This is a genomic window from Corynebacterium sp. HMSC070H05, assembly GCF_001837615.1.
In the GTDB taxonomy this organism is placed as follows: Bacteria; Actinomycetota; Actinomycetes; order Mycobacteriales; family Mycobacteriaceae; genus Corynebacterium; species Corynebacterium coyleae.
The window spans coordinates 14,269-30,143 of sequence record NZ_KV833282.1 but is presented as its reverse complement, the minus strand read 5'-3'; the positions used below and the strand labels follow the sequence as shown (position 1 = coordinate 30,143).

The window sequence follows — 15,875 nt, the reverse complement described above, 5'->3', positions numbered from 1 at the left end:
GAAAGCAACGGAGACAACGATGCCTAAAGCGAAAGTAACCAAGGACCCGGTCCGCCCGGTCAGCAGCACCTCCACCGGCGTGTCCCGTACCCCTGTCAAGGTCAACACCGGTGGCACCCCAGTGTGGTACAAGGTCATCATGTTCGGCCTCATGATTCTCGGTCTGGCGTGGCTGATCCTGTACTACCTCGCCGGTGACCAAATTCAGTTCCTCGCCGAACTCGGCCCGTGGAACTACGCCATCGGCTTTACCGGCATGATCCTCGGTCTGCTGATGACCATGGGCTGGCGCTAAACCGGTTTTCCCTGCTTAAACGGGGCGTCGCGGAGTGTTTCCGCGGCGCCCCGTTTGTTTCGTTTACCCCCGGATTCGGTGAATTCTACAACAGTTTTCTGCACAAACCTGTGCACTCGATTATCACTTTATCAGTGAGAGTTAAATCTCACCTCAACGTTTTCAAAGGAAAAGTCACCGAGAAAGGACCGCCCGTGCGCGCAATCCGTTCCGCCGTTGCAGCACTCGCAGCCGTCGCCATCGCCGGCTCCGCAGTCACCGCAACCGCTCAAACCCTTGAAGAGTCCTATCCGGAGACTCCGGCAACCAACGATGCTCTGCCGATCATCCACACCTACCGTGGTTCTGACCACCTGAAGGCCAACGTCCTCAACCCACGTCCGGTCTGCAACTCCACCGAGGACTACCGCACCGTCGTGTACAAGGTGAAGGACAACTTCCTGCCGGTGGGCACCATCTCCACCACCAACCTGTCCGACAAGGCCATCCCGCTGTCCCAGGATCTGTCCCGTACCCAGTCCATCTCCGCGTCCGTCAACGGTTCTAAGACCGAGACGATCACGCTCGGTGGCTCTGGCTCCAAGGACGGCCTGCAGGGCAACATCGGCTACTCCCTGGCCAAGTCCCTCGGCTGGGACGTCTCCGGCTCCCTGAGCTGGTCCGTCGGCCAGCAGATCGGCCCGTACGAGGTGCCGGCAGGCAACACCGGCGAGGCCACCTACGGCTTCCGCACCGTCACCATGACCGGTACCCAGCAGCGCTGCCGCCCGAACGGCACCTGGGCCACCCCGACCGCCTGGATCGCCAACATGCCGGTTAAGAACGAGGTGCGTGTCAAGAACTACGCCACCCCGGCTGGCTCCTGGGCACCGAACAAGGGCGCACAGGTGACCACCCCGGTGGACAACCCGAACCCGGCGTACAACGAGGACGTCAAGAAGATCGAGACCGGCGCGAACCTCGATGACGTTGACAAGGTTGAGGACGACAAGGCAGCAGACGTCACCAACAACGACATCACCGACGAGGGCACCAACATCATCAACGAGGTCGAAGAGACCAACACCGGTGAGGTTGAAGAGGTCATCGAAGCAGAAGAGAACGCTGTGCGCGAGCTCGACCTGCAGCCGCACTTCACCACCTCCACCTGGAAGGCTTCCGGCTTCGCAGGCTCCGTCGCGCTGCGCGTGAAGAACGTCGGCGACAAGCGCTACTGGGGCGAGTTCCCGGCTGTCACCTTCCGCGTTGAGGTCGGCACCTTCGCCGGCCCGGAGGGCGTCGACCGTCTGATCACCACCACCCGCTACAACGGCTCCCACGTCCGTGACCTTGGCTACGACTTCGACCGCAACGTCCGCGTCTTCGAGGTCACCCTGTCCAACCCGGTCAACGCTGGCGACGACATGCTGCTCGCCGGCTTCTCCTTCGGCGACGGCAACACCAAGGAAGGCCGTCTCCACAACACCCTGACCGTCACCCAGACCGGCCGCCTCGCAGGCGACACCTCCCTGTACAACGACCAGAAGGTGTCCTCCCTCGACGCAACCACCTCTGACTTCGGTCGCCAGGTCCGCGGTACCTTCTAAACCCTTCTAAAACCGCGAAGCTGACAAAGCCCGTTGAGTCTGTTGACTCAACGGGCTTTACTGTGCGTTAGTTGTTCTGTGCCGCGCGCTTCTTCGCCAGCGACTCACGAACCCTGGTCTCAAGGTCAGTATCGACCTTGCCCCAGTACTCGTAAACGCGCTCCTCGACGTCCTTGTTCTTAATCGCCATCATCTTGTTGGTGATGTTGTGAACGAAGCGCTCCTTCTCCCCGTCGTCGAACACGTCGCGGTAGAGCGTGCCAGCCTGGCCGAAGTCGTCGTCCTCCGCGTGCTTGACGTACGCAGCACGCACAAGGTCAGTACCCTCCGGATCCGGGTTGACATAGAGGTTCTCCGCCTGGCCGTAATCGGTGAAGTTGGAGGAGGAATCCTCGCCGTTGTCCAGGTAGCCGGCACCCTTGTCGGTGCGGTTCGGCGAGTAGTTCGGCTCATTCTCCTCGTTGAAGAAGTACGCCATCGAGCCGCGCTCGGCGTAGGTGTTCACCTCGTTGATCGGGCGGTTGACCGGCAGGTCCTTGTAGTTCGTACCGATGCGGTAGCGCTGCTGATCCGAGTACGCGAACACGCGCGCCTGCAGCATGCGGTCCGGCGACAGACCCACACCCGGCACCAGGTTGGCCGGATCAAGCGCAAGCTGCTCAATCTGCGCGTGGTAGTTCTTCGGGTTGCGGTTCAGCACAAAGTAACCGACCGGGATCAGCGGGTAATCCTTCTGCGACCAGGTCTTGGTCAGATCGAAGGGGTTGAAGCGGTAATCCTTCGCCTCCTCGAACGGCATGATCTGCACCTTGACGTCCCAGATCGGGTAGTCGCCCTCGGCAATCGCGTTGAACAGGTCCGCACGCTGGAAGTCCGGATCGGTACCGGCCTTCTCGGTGGCCTCCTCGTCGGTGAAGCACTCCCAACCCTGACGAGTCTTGAAGTGGTACTTCACCCACACCGGCGTACCTTCTTCGTTGATCCACTGGAAGGTGTGGGAACCGAAACCATCCTGGTGGCGCGACGTCTTCGGGGTGCCGCGGTCGCCCAGGAGGTAGGTCACCTGGTGTGCGGACTCCGGGGTGCGGGTCCAGAAGTCCCACTGCATCTCGTCGTCACGCAAGCCCGAGTTCGGCTGACGCTTTTGCGAGTGAATAAAATCCGGGAACTTCATGCCGTCGCGCAGGAAGAACGTCGGGGTGTTGTTACCCACAATGTCGTAGTTGCCGTCCTCCGTGTAAAAACGCAGCGCGAAACCGTGCACGTCACGCCAGGTATCCGGCGAGCCAGTCTCGCCCGCAACCGTGGAAAAACGCGCCGCCATCGGCGTGACGGTGCCGGGCTGGAACAGCTTCGCCTTCGTATACTGCGACACATCCTCCGTGATGTGCAGCTCGCCAAACGCGCCGTGGCCCTTCGCGTGCGGGATACGCTCCGGGACGTTTTCCCTGTTGAAGTGGGCTAACTTCTCGATCAGGTGGACGTCGTTAAGCACATTCGCCCCCTGACGACCCTGCGTCACCGAAATGTTCTCCGACGCAACCGGCTGACCACTCAACTCAGTGGTACGGCCCTTGCCCGCAGGACGCTCGCCCTTAGCGACGATCTCCTCCGCCTTACTCTTCTCAGCCATGCTCACTCCTCAGTTCGCTGTTGTTGTCGTGTACCCCGCCCAGCGTAGGTACTTCCGCATGAACCGGTTGCCGAAACATTCGTAAGCAGCCTCGACGGTGGCTACCAAGTACGTTTTCTACGCTTCTCTACGTCGCCACCAGAAGGCGGCTCCACGTTGTAGCCGAGGTCCTACAGCCTCTTTCTCCACGCTTAACGCTCCCCGAGAAGTGACTCCACCCTGCGCAACTCGTCGTAGATGTCTCGCTGTTCGTAGGTGAACCCGCCTGACCAGGCAAGCTCCTTCAGTACGTCATCAGATGGCAACGCCATCCCCAACGATTCAGTTAACTTCGCGCGCAAATCGCGTTGGCGTGCTCGCAGCTCTGCATTGGTAAAGCGGCGCACTTTCAGCTTCATGAGAATCACCTTCTTCCTTTTGGCTTTGATCCTAACCAACGGCAGCGACATTGCTCTCCCGTTATTCGAACACTAACTATCCACACCTGTGGATAACTCTGTGCACAACTCCACAGGCACCGTGGATGTGCTGGGGATTATTCGAAAATCCCAGGTAACTTCGGCGTGTCGTTTTCGCTGTTCGACGTGTCGTTCGAGGAACAACACGCGTGTAGTTCTCCACATTGTGGATAACGCTTGTGGATAACTCCGGTTAGTACACAGGGATCGTCGACGGCAACGTCAACACCCACACCACCGGCACCGCAGCCACCAACGCCGAACACGCCGCCACCCACCGCGTGCGCACATTCGGCGAGGTCAGCCACCACCCCATCACCGCACCCGCGACCAGCCCACCCAGGTGCCCCCACAGCGACACCGTCGGCGACATCAGCGAATACACCACGTTCACCGCCACCAGGGTGAGTGGGGCGCGCAGGTCAGTTGATCGTCGATAAGCAACTGCGATGAGCACCGCCATCAGCATGTACAACGCCCCCGACGCGCCCGCCGTCGGCGTTGTGAAATTAAACGCAAGCACGCTAATCGACGACCACAGCACCCCCGCGCAATACGCCACCGCAAACGGACCCGACCCCACAAAGCGCTCCACCTCCGCGCCAATGAACACCAACATGAACATGTTCAACGCAAGATGCGTAATGTCCAGGTGCAGAAAACCCGCGCTCAACGTGCGCAAATAACCCCAGTCGTACACCAACGGGCCGAACAGAATCATCTGCTCCCCCACCGGCGAATCCCAAATCACGTCCATCACACTTCGCGACTGCACCGCCGTCACCACAAACACCAACGTGCACAACGCAGCAATGACAGAGGTGGCCGGCGCATTCTTCAACGTGTTCTTCAAAGCGTTGGGGAACATGGCCCTCAGCGTACTTCGGACACGAAAAAGCCCCCGCCAACTGGCAGGGGCTGATCGAGGCGTGTCTCGGGCGTGTCTTCTTACTTGACCTCGACCGAGTTGATCACAACGTCCTCAACCGGACGGTCCATGCGACCGGTCTGAACGTTCGCGATCTCGTCGACAACCTTCTTCGACGCCTCATCCGTGACCTCGCCGAAGATGGTGTGGCGGTTGTTCAACCACGGGGTAGCGTCCACGGTGATGAAGAACTGGGAACCATTCGTGCCCGGGCCCGCATTCGCCATAGCCAGCAGGTACGGACGATCAAACTGCAGCTCCGGATGGAATTCATCCGCGAACTGGAAACCCGGGCCGCCCGTGCCGGTGCCGGTCGGGTCGCCGCCCTGGATCATGAAACCCGGGATGATGCGGTGGAAAATCGCACCGTCGTAGAACGGGCCCTCGGTCGTGCCCTGGGCGTTCTTGGTGGCGTACTCCTGCTCGCCCGTCGCCAGGCCAGTGATTACCTCAACCGTCTTCGGCGCGTGGTTGCCAAACAGGTCAATCACGATATCGCCGTGGTTCGTGTGCAACGTCATCGTTTGTGTCTTCTGAGTCATGCCGACCAGACTACGCGGAATCGTCCGAGGGCGTTCGCCGGGTCGGCGGTTGAGCGTGCCGAGCCGTCCTGGGCTGTCTTGGTGTCCTGGGCTGTCCTGGGCGGTCCAGGACTTTGATCGCAAACCCAGCGAACCAATCCCAGCGAATCGTCGAAAACTGCCGATTCGCTGGGACTGGTTCGCTGGAAACTCGATCGGAGGCCTCGGTTAGCACGTTGCTCTTGTGCATCGGCTCCCCAGCGGATACTTTTAATCCAGCATCATAAACCGGGGGGTCATATGGTTGGGGAAAAGTTGACGCAATTGCTCGTCGGCCAGGCGGTCGCCGAGGCGGAAGCATGCGTAAAAGTTGCATCGCGTCGATACGTGCGCCTCGAAGCGTGGAACGCGCTGCGGCCGTACGAGCGCGAGTACTTACGCTGCTACGCAGCAGGTTCATCGGCCCATCGCTCGGTGTTGGTGAGTCGCTCGGCCGCCCGCCTACTGAACATGTGGACCATCCCGGACGGCAAGGAAGTCATCGAGCTCGCACAAACGCACGGTACGCCACCATCCACGAAAGACTGGCCCGACGGTCTGCGTTACCGTCACATGCGGATCCCTGAATCGGACGTCTACTGCATCCACCGGACCGACTGCATCGGTGCGGACCGAAAAATACAGGTGACAAGCCCAGAGCGCACCGCGATCGACATCGCGCGGTTTCACGGCGTGCGTCAGGGCGCGGTCGCGATGGACTGGCTTCTAAGCTTCGGCACCCTCCAAGAAAAGCGGAGACGATGGGAGACCATCCAAGCGAAAATTGCCCGTCTCAAGGGAAAACGAGGGATTGCGAACGCACGGCGGGCACTCGAACTTGCGTCTCCTTGGTCAGAGTCACCGTACGAGACCCTCCTGCGTGTGATCCTCCACGAAAACGGTATTGAGGTGGAGATGCAACTGTGGATCGGACCAGATTTCCGAGTCGACCTGATCTGGGGAAACCTCGTTATTGAGATCGATGGCCTCGATAAGTTCGAGAACAAGCCTCACGATGCCGTCCTCTCTCAACTCAAGCGCGAAACTTGGATTCGTGAGCAGGGATACGAGGTCATCCGATTTTTCACACGGGAGATACTCCGGAATCCGGAGGAATGCGTCCGCCGGATACGGGAGGCGAAAGCACGGGCAGACAAGCGCGGTGAGCCGCAAGTCGCCGCGACCCAGCAACGTCCAAGGCAACGCCAATCCCGATTCCCGTAAAGCGCGCCGCGCCGCACCCCTGAAACGAAGAAACCAGCGAACTACACCCAGCGAATCGCACATTTTGGGCGGTTCGCTACAACTAGTTCGCTGGAAACTCCACAGCGGGGGCGCGGGGCTGGCGCGCGGGAGGAGGAGGGGCCAGAACCCCAGAACCTACAGGCCGGCGACGACCTCGTCGCGGGCGGCGACCAGGTTACGCAGGGACGGGTCGACCTCGGCGTAGCCGCGGGTCTTCAGGCCGCAGTCCGGGTTGACCCAGAGGCGCTCGGTCGGCACATTCTTGAGCGCGGCACGCAGCAGGCCCGCGATTTCCTCGGTGGACGGCACGCGTGGGGAGTGGATGTCCCACACGCCGGGGCCGATTTCGGAGTGGAAGGTCTCGTCGATATCTTCCAGCAGTTCCATCTTGGAGCGGGCTGCCTCGATGGAGGTGACGTCGGCGTCGAGGCCGGCGACAGCGTCGATGATCTGGCCGAACTCCGAGTAGCAGAGGTGGGTGTGGATCTGGGTCGACGGCTTCGCGTTCAAGGACACGAGGCGGAAGGCGCGGACGGCCCAGTCGAGGTAGGAGGCGCGGTCGTCGGCACGAAGTGGCAGCAGTTCGCGCAGGGCTGGCTCGTCGATCTGGATGACGTTGATGCCGGCTTCCTCGAGGTCGGCGACTTCGTCGGCAAGGGCGACGCCGATCTGGTCAGCGGAGACCGAAAGCGGCACGTCGTCGCGCTTGAAGGACCAGGCCAGGATGGTCACCGGGCCGGTGAGCATGCCCTTGACCGGCTTGTCGGAGAGGGACTGGGCGTATGCGGACCAGTCGACGGACAGGGCGTTGGGGCGGGAGACGTCGCCGACGACGATTGGCGGACGGGTGCAGCGGGAGCCGTAGGACTGGACCCAGCCGTTTTCCGTGACGACGAAGCCGTCGAGGAGTTCGGCGAAGTACTGGACCATGTCGTTGCGCTCGGCTTCGCCGTGGACGAGGACGTCGAGACCGATCTCTTCTTGCAGTTCGATGACCTGCTTGATTTCGGTCTTGAGGGCTTCCTTGTAGTCGGCGTCGGAAAGGGTGCCTTCGCGGTGGTCGGCGCGGGCCTTGCGGATTTCCTGGGTCTGCGGGAAGGAGCCGATCGTGGTGATTGGCAGGGTGGGCAGCTTCAGTTCTTCGCGCTGGACCTTGATGCGCTCTTCGAAGGCCGGCTCGCGCTTGACTTCGCCCTCCGGCAGCTTTGCGACGCGGTCCACAACCGCCTGGTTGTGAATCGTCGTCGATTCTGCACGGGTGCGCACAGCGCGGTCGGACTGGGCGAACGCCTCGGCTGCGGCCTCCGGGCCGGCGACAAGTGCCTGGATCTCGGCGAGCTTCTCGTCAGCAAACGACAGCCACGGTGCGACCTCGACCGGCAGGTTGCGCTCGGCCTTGAGGGTGTGCGGCACGTGCTGCAGCGAGGTGGAGGTGGAGACGGATACCGGGCGGCCGAGGGACTCGAGGACCTCGGTGCGTTCGCGCAGGTTGGCGGCCCAGACGTTGCGGCCGTCGATGATGCCGGCGACGAGGTGGGTGGTCTCCGGGATGGTGGTGCGGATGCGCTCCGGGTAGCCGGCGTCGGCGTCGAGGGTCCACGGGGAAAGGTCGACGTGCAGTGCTTCCACGCCGAGTTCGCCGAGGACCGGCAGGGCCTCGCGGGCGGAGCCGTACGGGGTGGTCAGGTACACGGAAGGGCGGTCCTCGCGGCCAAGCAGGTCGGACCATGCGGAGCGCAGGTACTTGGCAATCTCGGCGTCCGGGGTGGACAGGTCTGCGACCACGGCCGGTTCGGCGATCTGGATCCACTCCACGCCGGCGTCCTTGAGGGCCTTAAATACCTCGGCGTAGGCGTCGACAAGCGCTGGCAGCAGCGACCACTCAGCAGGCTTGGACAGCGCAATGAGGGTGACCGGGCCAACGAGGAACGGGCGAACCTTGTGGCCGGCCTCGGCGGCTTCCTCGACGATGCGCAGGATGCGCTCCGGCACGGCCTTAATCTCCTGACCTGCCTCGATCTCCGGCACGAGGTAGTGGTAGTTGGTGTCGAACCACTTGGTCATCTCCAGCGGCACGCGGGTGGCGTTGCCGCGGGCGAGCGCGAACTCCTCGTCCAGATCCACCCCGCCCGGCACGAGGCCCACGGTCAGGGCGGTCTCGAGCACCTGGTCGTAGAGGGCGACGTCGGCGGGGATGGCGTAATCCTCGGTGAGGCCGAGGTCGCGCAGATGGTTGTAGTTGTTCACGCGGAGGGCGCGGGCGGTGGAGCGGAACGTGTCGGCGTCGATACGCCCTGCCCAGTAGCTCTCAAGCGCGTGCTTCAGCTCGCGGTTCGCGCCGATGCGCGGGTAACCCTCGATGGTTGCCTTGGGGAAGGTGGTCATGGTTTGTCCTTTATCTATTGGATGCCGATGCGGTCCAAGAAGTCCCGCGTGACGGCCAGGTTGTTGTGGGTGTACACGTGGAGTCCGCCGGTGCCGGCGTCCAAAATCTCCCGCGCAAGCTTGGCGGTGAGTTGCATGCCGGTTTCGTATTCGTCGTCAGCTTCGAGCAATTGCTTCTCGACGACCTCAGGCACCTCCAACCCCGACAACTCACCCATCCGGCGCACACGCTTCAGGGAAGTCATCGGCATAATCCCCGGAATCAACGGGATACGCACACCAGCCAGGCGTGCTACCTCGACAAAGTCCAGGTAATCCTGCGCCTCGAAGAAGAGCTGTGTAATCGCGAAATCGGCACCCAGGCGCTGCTTAGTCAGCAGCACATCCAGGTCATGGTCGAAATTTCGCGACTCCTCGTGCCCCTTCGGGTAGCACGCAACCGACAGCGCGAGCTTGCCGGCGGCGAGGCGAAACGCCTCCTCTTCCTGCACTTCCTCGATGAGGTTGAGCAGGTCGGTGGCGTACTGCAGGTGGTGCTCCGGCATGCCCGTTTCGGGCAGGTCGCCGCGGAGTGCGAGGAAGCCGCGCACGCCGGCGTCGATAAGCGTGCGGATCCACTCGGTGAGCTCCTCGCGCGTACCCGCCGTGCAGGCCAGGTGTGCGATCGGGCGCAGGTCGGTGGTTTCCGCAATCCGGGAGATCACCAAGGCAGTGCCTTCGAGCCACTCGCTGCGACGCGAGCTGGTCACGGAGACGTAATCCGGGTTGTAGGCGGCCAGGCCGGCAATGAGTTCGTCCATCTTGGCCACGCTGTCGGAGGGGCGCGGCGGAATGATCTCGAAACTCAACGCGGTGCGCTGGCGCTTCGGGCGGGGGCGGCGGATCACCGGAGCGCCCTCGCGGTCGATGGGTGCCGAGGCGGAAAGCCGGGTCGAAGGGGAGGCTTCGAACATGGCGGACCTTTCTCTCGGCTGGCTGTCATCGGGACTTGTTGCACCGTGGTTAAACGGTGACTTGAAACTTATGTTGCCCGTTTCCGCGCCACAATCAAGGTTGTCTATTTTGCCCGTTTGCGCAGGTCATGCGGCTGGTTTCCGTGAATGTAAATACCGCAAACTGAACCGCTTGGTTCATTTTTGCGTAACGCTTGGTACGGAGCCGTTCTGTGGGGGCTTCGCTACGCTAGACACCGAACCAATCGAACAAAGGAGCACCCATGAACCTCAGGACCATCGGCATGGCCTACGCCCTCGCAAACCAAGGCCTGAAGTACTTCCGCGACCAAAACGACAAACGCGAGCGCGACATTTACCAGTCCCTCATCGACACGCTTAAAGACGGCGACCTCTCCGACCTCACCGACAAATTCGACCGCGACCAACTCCAGGAGCTCTACGGCGCCGCCCGCGCCGAAGCCGGCGAAATCACCCGCCAGGCCCACGAGCGCCTCGACCGCCGCCGCGCCGCCTTCGACGCCGACGCTCCCCTGCGCGCCGCCCAACTCGCCTTCCTTAAAGACCACGCCAAGGAGAAGAAGGACGAAGGCCGCAGCGTGCTCGGCACCATCGGCTCTGTGATCAAGTGGTCGACGCTCAGCGCCGTCGCCGCAGGTAGCGCATGGGCTGCGTGGGAGTTCTTCCTCAAGGAAAAAATCGCTGAACTTCGCGACGACTCCCCCGCCGACCTCGACCTCGTCTCGGTCGCCGAGGGCGGCGCTGGTCGTGCTGGCGGTGCTGGCGCTGGTGGGACCTCCACGCTGGTCTACTCCACCACTACCGAGGACGACCGCGAAGCACGTTCGGCCGACGATTCTGACGATTCCGCAGGTCGCCACCGCCTGGAGGACTAGCGCCACGTCCCTTCCGGGCCCAGCCCCGTTCCCGAACGCCTATACGTTCGCGCGCCAGCCGGCCATGAGGTGGCGGACGAGGCGATCGCGCACGTCGGGGAGCAGATCGGCCAGGGGTGAGGCAAGCGGTCGGGTGGCCACGATCAGTTCGGTGGCGAGCTGCAGCGCGGTTTGGCCGGGGGCGACGATGTTGTGGGGCACGGCTTCGTCGATAAGCAATTGCACGTTGTGCATGAAGGTCTCGCGGCGTTCGACGATGATGCGGGGGCCGTCAGCGGAGGGTTCGGCGGCAAGGGCGGTGGCGAGCATGCCGACGCCGGAGTCGACGATGGCCCAGACGAAGCGTTCAAAGCTGCCTTGGGGGTCGTTGTCGAAGTCGGCGAGGGTGCCGTTGAGGAGGGTTTGGAGGTCGTCGATGTAGACGATGGCGCAGGCGTCGTAAAGCGATGCGCGTGAGGGGAAGTGGCGGTAGAGGGTGGCGATGCCTACTCCGGCGTCGGCGGCGATGCCTTCGAGTGTGATTTCGGAGCTGGGGCGGGTTTGGATCTGTTGGAGTGTGGCCGTGATGATTTGGTCGCGTTTTTTGCGGGCGTCTGCACGCATGGCACTCCCCACTCTGGGTTTGACAGTGATTGAATTGGGGAGCACCATATCACGAGTTAAGTGATAGTCCACCCTACGGTTAGGGGACCGAATGTCTGCAATCCTGTCGGTACAGGGCCTTGCGCTGCGCAGTGGTGACGAGCCGGAGTCGTTCGACATCGGCCGCGGTTTGACCCTGCTCAACACGGCGCGCGAGTCCGATTCGACGCTGCTCAGCCTTGCGCTGGCGGGTCGCTTCCGCCCTGCAGAGGGCACCATTCTGCTTGATAGCGAACCCACCACCCACCACGACCGCTTCCGCGATGTCGCGTTGGCGGGCGTACCGGAGATCGACTCGATTGATCGTCTGGTGCGCGTGCGGGATGCGGTGCGGGAGCAGATTGCGTGGTCGCAGAGTTTCTTCAAGCGCACCCCGCGCAGCCCGGAGGCGATTAAGGCGCATCCGTACGTGGAGAAGTGGTTGGAGCCGCTGCAGTTGGAGGAGCTGGATCTGCTGGCCAAGGTCGGCGACATTACTCCGCTGGAGCGCTTCCGTCTGCGCGTGTTGCTTGCGTTGATTTCGCGTCCGGAGGCGAAGTTGCTCATTGTCGACGACATCGATCAGGTCCGTGACATGAAGTTGCGCAAGTTGCTTCTTAGCGACCTCCGCGGCGTCGCGGTCCACCTTCCCGTGATGGTGAATACGGTCAATGAGGAGGGGCTATGAGCGGCCTGCATATCGGAACCGATTTTCGGAAGTTTTTGAACGGCAAGCTCCCACCGCTTGCCCTTGTTGCCATCATGTTGCTGCCGTTGCTGTTCGGCGGTTTATTTGTGTGGTCGTATTGGGATCCACTGGGCAATTTGTACAAGTTGCCGGTTGCGTTGGTGAACTCGGATGAGGGTGAGAACGGCGACCAGGTGGTTGACGAGCTGTTGGAGCAGCGTCCGTTGGATTTCCAGTTGGTCAGTGCCGAGGAGGCCAAGGAGGGCATTGCTAACGGCACGTATTACCTGGGTATGGAGATTCCGACGAACTTCTCTGAGGCTGTGACCAGTGTGAAGTCGGAGGATCCGCATTCGGCGAAGATCAACATCACCTTGAATGAGACGAACGGTTTCATCCCGACGGTGTTGGGTGATAAAGCCGGTGAGGCGGTCGCGGTTGCGGTGTCGAACTCGGTTGGTGAGAAGGTGGTGGACCAGCTGTTCGTCGGCATTAATACGTTGTCGCAGGGTGTGCAGGACGCCGCGGATGGCGCGGGCAAGCTCGACGACGGTGCGAATAAGGCCAAGGACGGCTCGCAGAAGCTCAACGACGGCGGCACGAAGCTCAACGACGGTATCCAGCAGCTCAATGACAAGGTGCAGCAGATGCCGGGTGCGGTGGGCAAACTCGACGGCGGTGTGGCCAAGTTGCAGGACGGTGCGGCGCAGCTTAATGACGGCATCACCACCGCATCCGGCGGCGCCTCCAAGCTCTCTAACGGCCTGGATCAGTTGCAGGCGGGTACCCAGCAGTTGGGTGCCGGTGCGACGAAGATCGCCGGTGGCGTGGATAAGCTCACCGGCTTTGCTGGCACGTTGAACCAGGCGCAGGCGGCATTGGCTGACGTCAATGCGAACCTGGACCGCGTGATCGCGGATCTGGACCGCTCCCCTATCCCGGGCTCGAACGAGTTGGCCGCGCAAGCTCGTGGCGTGAAGGCACAGTTGAACGCTGGTCCGCTGCAGGCGGTGCCGGGCAACGACCTGGTTGGCCAGTTGATGCAGTTGCAGGCTGGCGCGCACGAGTTGGCCACGCAGTTGTCTGATCCGACCGCGCAGTACCGCGGCGGCGTGGATAGCGCCGTAGCGGGTGCCCGCACTCTTGCGGAGGGTCTGGCCCGCCTGCAGGACGGTTCGGGCACGCTGCTGGCCGGCATTACGACGCTGAAGGACGGTACGTCGAAGTTGGTCGTCGCTGCGAATACGGCGACGGATGCGACCTCGAAGTTGGCGGCCGGCTCGAACCAGTTGGTGGTGGGCCTGAGCGATTTGAACGACGGCCTGGTGAAACTTTCTGACGGCACCGGCGAGCTCTCCATGAAACTTGCGGACGGCGCCAAGGAAGCCCCGAAGTGGGAAGGCGAACGCCTGGACAAGGCGATCCACGCCGCCGCGGATCCGGTGACCCCGCAGCACACGGGCGACAGCGTGACTTACTTTGGTAAGGGTTTGAGCCCGTTCTTCCTGGCCCTGTCGCAATGGTTCGGTGTGCTGATCACCTACATGATCATGAAGCCGTTTAGCCGCCGCGCCATCGACTCGGGCGTGAGCGCGTTCCGCGTGATGCTGTACACGATGATCCCTTCCGTGATCATTGGCTTTGCGCAGTCTGTGGCGCTGTGGGTGGTGCAGGTTGGTGTGCTGAAGGTGGAGCCGCACCACCCGTTGGCGCTGTTCGGCGTGTTGGTGTTCGTGTCCTGGGTGTTTATCTCCGCGATTATGGCGTTGAACACCACGTTGGGCCCGGCGCCTGGCCGTTTGGCCACGATGGCGTTGATGTCGCTGCAGTTGGTGGCGTCGAACGGCCTGTATCCGCCGGAGGTGCAGCCTGGGTTTATCCAGTGGGTGCACACGTGGGATCCGATGCGCTATTCGGTGGATTTGGTGCGCTACGCCCTGTTCGGTGCGCCGTCGTATGACCCGCGTCTGTGGACTGCGCTTACGGTCCTGTTGTTCGTGGCAGCCCTGTCCATCGCCATTACGTGTTTCGCGCTGCGGAAGCGTCGCACGATGGCGTTCAAGGACCTGCACCCTGAGTTGACGGTGTGAGACGCCCCCTAGCCATCCTGCTGTCCGCTGCGCTTGTGCCGCTCGCGGTGCCACAGGCGCAGGCGTTGCAGTTGCGGTGCCACCCCGTGCATGTGATTCAGGCGGCGGGGTCCGGGTTTTCGCATTCGTGGCATCCGTCCGCGCGCGAGTCGCTTTTCGACGACGCCTCCTCCCCCGCCGACGACCTCCAAACCCGCTTCGGCGCCCGGACGGTGTCCACGTTTCAGGTGAAGTACCCGGCGTCGCTGGGCCGCTTCAGCGTGTTCGGTACCTCGGGCAACGTCCCGGAGGGCACCGAGGCGGCCACTTATGGGGAGTCGGTGCGCTACGGCCGGGACGTGGCCACCTTGGAGATGGAGACCGTGGCCCGGCATTGCCCCGGCACCAGGTTCATTTTGATCGGCTACTCCCAGGGCGCCCACCTGGTCGGTGATGCGGCGGCGGAGGTTGCCGCCGGTCGCGTGCGGGGTGTGGGTGCGGATGACATCGCCGCCGTCCTTCTCTTCGCCGACCCCGCCCGCGCGCCGCTGGGTGACCCGGCACCGCAGCAACCTTCGCGCCTCTACACCGAACCACCTGCGGGCGTGCGCGGCCGCAACGGGGAGACAGTCCAGACCGGTGGCACGACGCTCAACCCCGCGTTCGAGGGCCTCGCCGGCACCCGCACCACGCCGTTTACCGGCTTGGAGGGCAAGGTGCTCTCCCTGTGCAACGGCGCGGACATGGCGTGCGCGACCGACCCCACGAGCCCGCTGCGCACGCTTGCGGATGTGGCCATGCGCGATGTCACACCCGGCCCTTTCAACGCCATCACCGGCATCCGCGTCGCCCGCTTCCGCGACTTACGCGCGCAGGGGCTGCCGGTGCCCGAGGCGTTTGAGCAGTCGGGCCTCTCACTTATCGACGCCACCCTCATCCCCCAAATCATCATCGAAGCCACCACCGCCGCCACCGCCCTTGGGCAGCACGCGGCGGGCACCAGCACCACTCCCCCAGCCGAACAAGCCGCCATCGCGCTGCTCGCCGCACTGCCGGAGTTGGCCAAGGAGGGCGTGACCTGGCCGTGGTTGTTCCAGGCGCTTGAGCCTCTGCGCGATCAGGCGGCGCAATTGCTTGACGACGACACCACCGCCTGGCTCGATCTCACCCTCGAAGTGTTTCGCACCATCCATGCCGTGGAGCAGTTCAGTTGGCAGCTGCATCGCCTCGGCGTGATCCCCCGCACCCCAACCGGCACCGAGGGCCGCCAGGCGTGGACGCATGGTGCGGTGGCGGCGTTGTGCGGGCAGGTGCTGGATGTGACCGGCCTGCGCGCCGCTTACGAGGATCCCCAGAATGCTGTGCTGGTGTCGTCGGCCCAGCGTGCTGGCGATTTCGGGCCGCGGCACATGTCGTATTACAAGTTGGGCTTCACCGACATCCCCGGTGGGTTCAAGGTGGGTGGCCAGACGGGTTACGACTATGCGTTGGGGTGGCTTGACCGGGTGGTTCGTGGGGTCGTCGCAAAGTAAATGCGCAAGAGAAAACCCGCCGGGCT

At 62.8% G+C, this 15,875-nt stretch carries 14 protein-coding genes; 7 read left to right on the top strand and 7 right to left on the bottom strand.

Features of this window, described 5'->3' with window-relative positions:
* Window positions 1–19: 19 nt before the first annotated feature.
* Window positions 20–295 (top strand): cell division protein CrgA, encoded by a 276-nt coding sequence (crgA, locus tag HMPREF2617_RS01700; protein ID WP_070449902.1) that lies wholly within the window; start codon window positions 20–22, stop codon window positions 293–295.
* A 194-nt stretch (window positions 296–489) separates the two neighbouring features.
* Window positions 490–1,881: a hypothetical protein gene (locus HMPREF2617_RS01695; RefSeq protein ID WP_070839346.1), complete on the top strand. Its 1,392-nt coding sequence runs from the start codon at window positions 490–492 to the stop codon at window positions 1,879–1,881.
* A gap of 67 nt (window positions 1,882–1,948) precedes the next feature.
* Here HMPREF2617_RS01695 and HMPREF2617_RS01690 read toward each other — a convergent pair whose 3' ends face one another.
* The 4 genes from HMPREF2617_RS01690 to HMPREF2617_RS01675 all read right to left on the bottom strand — a co-directional run bounded on the left by HMPREF2617_RS01690 (window position 1,949) and on the right by HMPREF2617_RS01675 (window position 5,442).
* Window positions 1,949–3,514 (bottom strand): catalase, encoded by a 1,566-nt coding sequence (locus HMPREF2617_RS01690; protein WP_070839342.1) that lies wholly within the window; start codon window positions 3,512–3,514, stop codon window positions 1,949–1,951.
* A 191-nt stretch (window positions 3,515–3,705) separates the two neighbouring features.
* The gene (locus tag HMPREF2617_RS01685) at window positions 3,706–3,912 is read right to left on the bottom strand and encodes a hypothetical protein (RefSeq protein WP_141761172.1); all 207 of its coding nucleotides are present in this window, start codon (window positions 3,910–3,912) and stop codon (window positions 3,706–3,708) included.
* 253 nt (window positions 3,913–4,165) lie between these two features.
* Window positions 4,166–4,840 carry a rhomboid family intramembrane serine protease gene (locus tag HMPREF2617_RS01680; RefSeq protein WP_070839339.1) on the bottom strand — a complete coding sequence of 225 codons (675 nt, stop codon included), beginning with the start codon at window positions 4,838–4,840 and terminating at the stop codon, window positions 4,166–4,168.
* An 80-nt stretch (window positions 4,841–4,920) separates the two neighbouring features.
* The gene (locus tag HMPREF2617_RS01675; protein WP_070421945.1) at window positions 4,921–5,442 is read right to left on the bottom strand and encodes a peptidylprolyl isomerase; all 522 of its coding nucleotides are present in this window, start codon (window positions 5,440–5,442) and stop codon (window positions 4,921–4,923) included.
* A gap of 279 nt (window positions 5,443–5,721) precedes the next feature.
* Between HMPREF2617_RS01675 and HMPREF2617_RS01670 the strand changes: the two genes are divergently transcribed.
* On the top strand, window positions 5,722–6,684 hold the full coding sequence (locus tag HMPREF2617_RS01670; RefSeq protein ID WP_070568176.1) for an endonuclease domain-containing protein: 963 nt from the start codon (window positions 5,722–5,724) through the stop codon (window positions 6,682–6,684).
* A gap of 156 nt (window positions 6,685–6,840) precedes the next feature.
* On the opposite strand, the gene metE is transcribed toward HMPREF2617_RS01670, so the two are convergent.
* Together metE and HMPREF2617_RS01660 are read right to left on the bottom strand one after the other, a co-directional pair.
* Window positions 6,841–9,090 carry a 5-methyltetrahydropteroyltriglutamate--homocysteine S-methyltransferase gene (gene metE, locus HMPREF2617_RS01665; protein ID WP_070839336.1) on the bottom strand — a complete coding sequence of 750 codons (2,250 nt, stop codon included), beginning with the start codon at window positions 9,088–9,090 and terminating at the stop codon, window positions 6,841–6,843.
* Window positions 9,091–9,104: 14 nt separating this feature from the next.
* Window positions 9,105–10,043, bottom strand: coding sequence for a methylenetetrahydrofolate reductase (locus tag HMPREF2617_RS01660; RefSeq protein ID WP_070839333.1), 939 nt, complete (start codon window positions 10,041–10,043; stop codon window positions 9,105–9,107).
* Between the two features lie 263 nt (window positions 10,044–10,306).
* Between HMPREF2617_RS01660 and HMPREF2617_RS01655 the strand changes: the two genes are divergently transcribed.
* Window positions 10,307–10,939 (top strand): hypothetical protein, encoded by a 633-nt coding sequence (locus tag HMPREF2617_RS01655; protein ID WP_070613797.1) that lies wholly within the window; start codon window positions 10,307–10,309, stop codon window positions 10,937–10,939.
* Between the two features lie 39 nt (window positions 10,940–10,978).
* Here the strand turns inward: HMPREF2617_RS01655 and HMPREF2617_RS01650 are convergent, their stop codons facing one another.
* Window positions 10,979–11,542, bottom strand: coding sequence for a TetR/AcrR family transcriptional regulator (locus tag HMPREF2617_RS01650; protein ID WP_070839330.1), 564 nt, complete (start codon window positions 11,540–11,542; stop codon window positions 10,979–10,981).
* 91 nt (window positions 11,543–11,633) lie between these two features.
* On the opposite strand from HMPREF2617_RS01650, the gene HMPREF2617_RS01645 reads away from it, so the two are divergent.
* From HMPREF2617_RS01645 to HMPREF2617_RS01635, 3 genes are read left to right on the top strand one after another with little or no spacing between them, the layout of a single operon-like run.
* Entirely contained in the window at window positions 11,634–12,248 is a 615-nt protein-coding gene (locus HMPREF2617_RS01645) for an ATP-binding cassette domain-containing protein (RefSeq protein ID WP_070839327.1), read from the top strand.
* The gene (locus HMPREF2617_RS01640) at window positions 12,245–14,338 is read left to right on the top strand and encodes a YhgE/Pip domain-containing protein (protein WP_070839323.1); all 2,094 of its coding nucleotides are present in this window, start codon (window positions 12,245–12,247) and stop codon (window positions 14,336–14,338) included. Before HMPREF2617_RS01645 ends, HMPREF2617_RS01640 begins: the two co-directional genes overlap by 4 nt.
* Complete coding sequence (locus tag HMPREF2617_RS01635) at window positions 14,335–15,849, top strand: cutinase family protein (RefSeq protein ID WP_070839320.1); 1,515 nt, start codon at window positions 14,335–14,337, stop codon at window positions 15,847–15,849. Before HMPREF2617_RS01640 ends, HMPREF2617_RS01635 begins: the two co-directional genes overlap by 4 nt.
* Window positions 15,850–15,875: the final 26 nt, after the last annotated feature.

What these genes read in the sequence shown, in the direction of transcription:
- metE (WP_070839336.1), bottom strand. Translation starts at nt 9,090, where the DNA reads ATGACCACCTTCCCCAAGGCAACCATCGAGGGTTACCCGCGCATCGGC.
- HMPREF2617_RS01690 (WP_070839342.1), bottom strand. Translation starts at nt 3,514, where the DNA reads ATGGCTGAGAAGAGTAAGGCGGAGGAGATCGTCGCTAAGGGCGAGCGT.
- HMPREF2617_RS01660 (WP_070839333.1), bottom strand. Translation starts at nt 10,043, where the DNA reads ATGTTCGAAGCCTCCCCTTCGACCCGGCTTTCCGCCTCGGCACCCATC.
- HMPREF2617_RS01655 (WP_070613797.1), top strand. Translation starts at nt 10,307, where the DNA reads ATGAACCTCAGGACCATCGGCATGGCCTACGCCCTCGCAAACCAAGGC.
- HMPREF2617_RS01650 (WP_070839330.1), bottom strand. Translation starts at nt 11,542, where the DNA reads ATGCGTGCAGACGCCCGCAAAAAACGCGACCAAATCATCACGGCCACA.
- HMPREF2617_RS01645 (WP_070839327.1), top strand. Translation starts at nt 11,634, where the DNA reads ATGTCTGCAATCCTGTCGGTACAGGGCCTTGCGCTGCGCAGTGGTGAC.
- HMPREF2617_RS01680 (WP_070839339.1), bottom strand. Translation starts at nt 4,840, where the DNA reads ATGTTCCCCAACGCTTTGAAGAACACGTTGAAGAATGCGCCGGCCACC.
- crgA (WP_070449902.1), top strand. Translation starts at nt 20, where the DNA reads ATGCCTAAAGCGAAAGTAACCAAGGACCCGGTCCGCCCGGTCAGCAGC.
- HMPREF2617_RS01670 (WP_070568176.1), top strand. Translation starts at nt 5,722, where the DNA reads ATGGTTGGGGAAAAGTTGACGCAATTGCTCGTCGGCCAGGCGGTCGCC.
- HMPREF2617_RS01675 (WP_070421945.1), bottom strand. Translation starts at nt 5,442, where the DNA reads ATGACTCAGAAGACACAAACGATGACGTTGCACACGAACCACGGCGAT.
- HMPREF2617_RS01685 (WP_141761172.1), bottom strand. Translation starts at nt 3,912, where the DNA reads ATGAAGCTGAAAGTGCGCCGCTTTACCAATGCAGAGCTGCGAGCACGC.
- HMPREF2617_RS01640 (WP_070839323.1), top strand. Translation starts at nt 12,245, where the DNA reads ATGAGCGGCCTGCATATCGGAACCGATTTTCGGAAGTTTTTGAACGGC.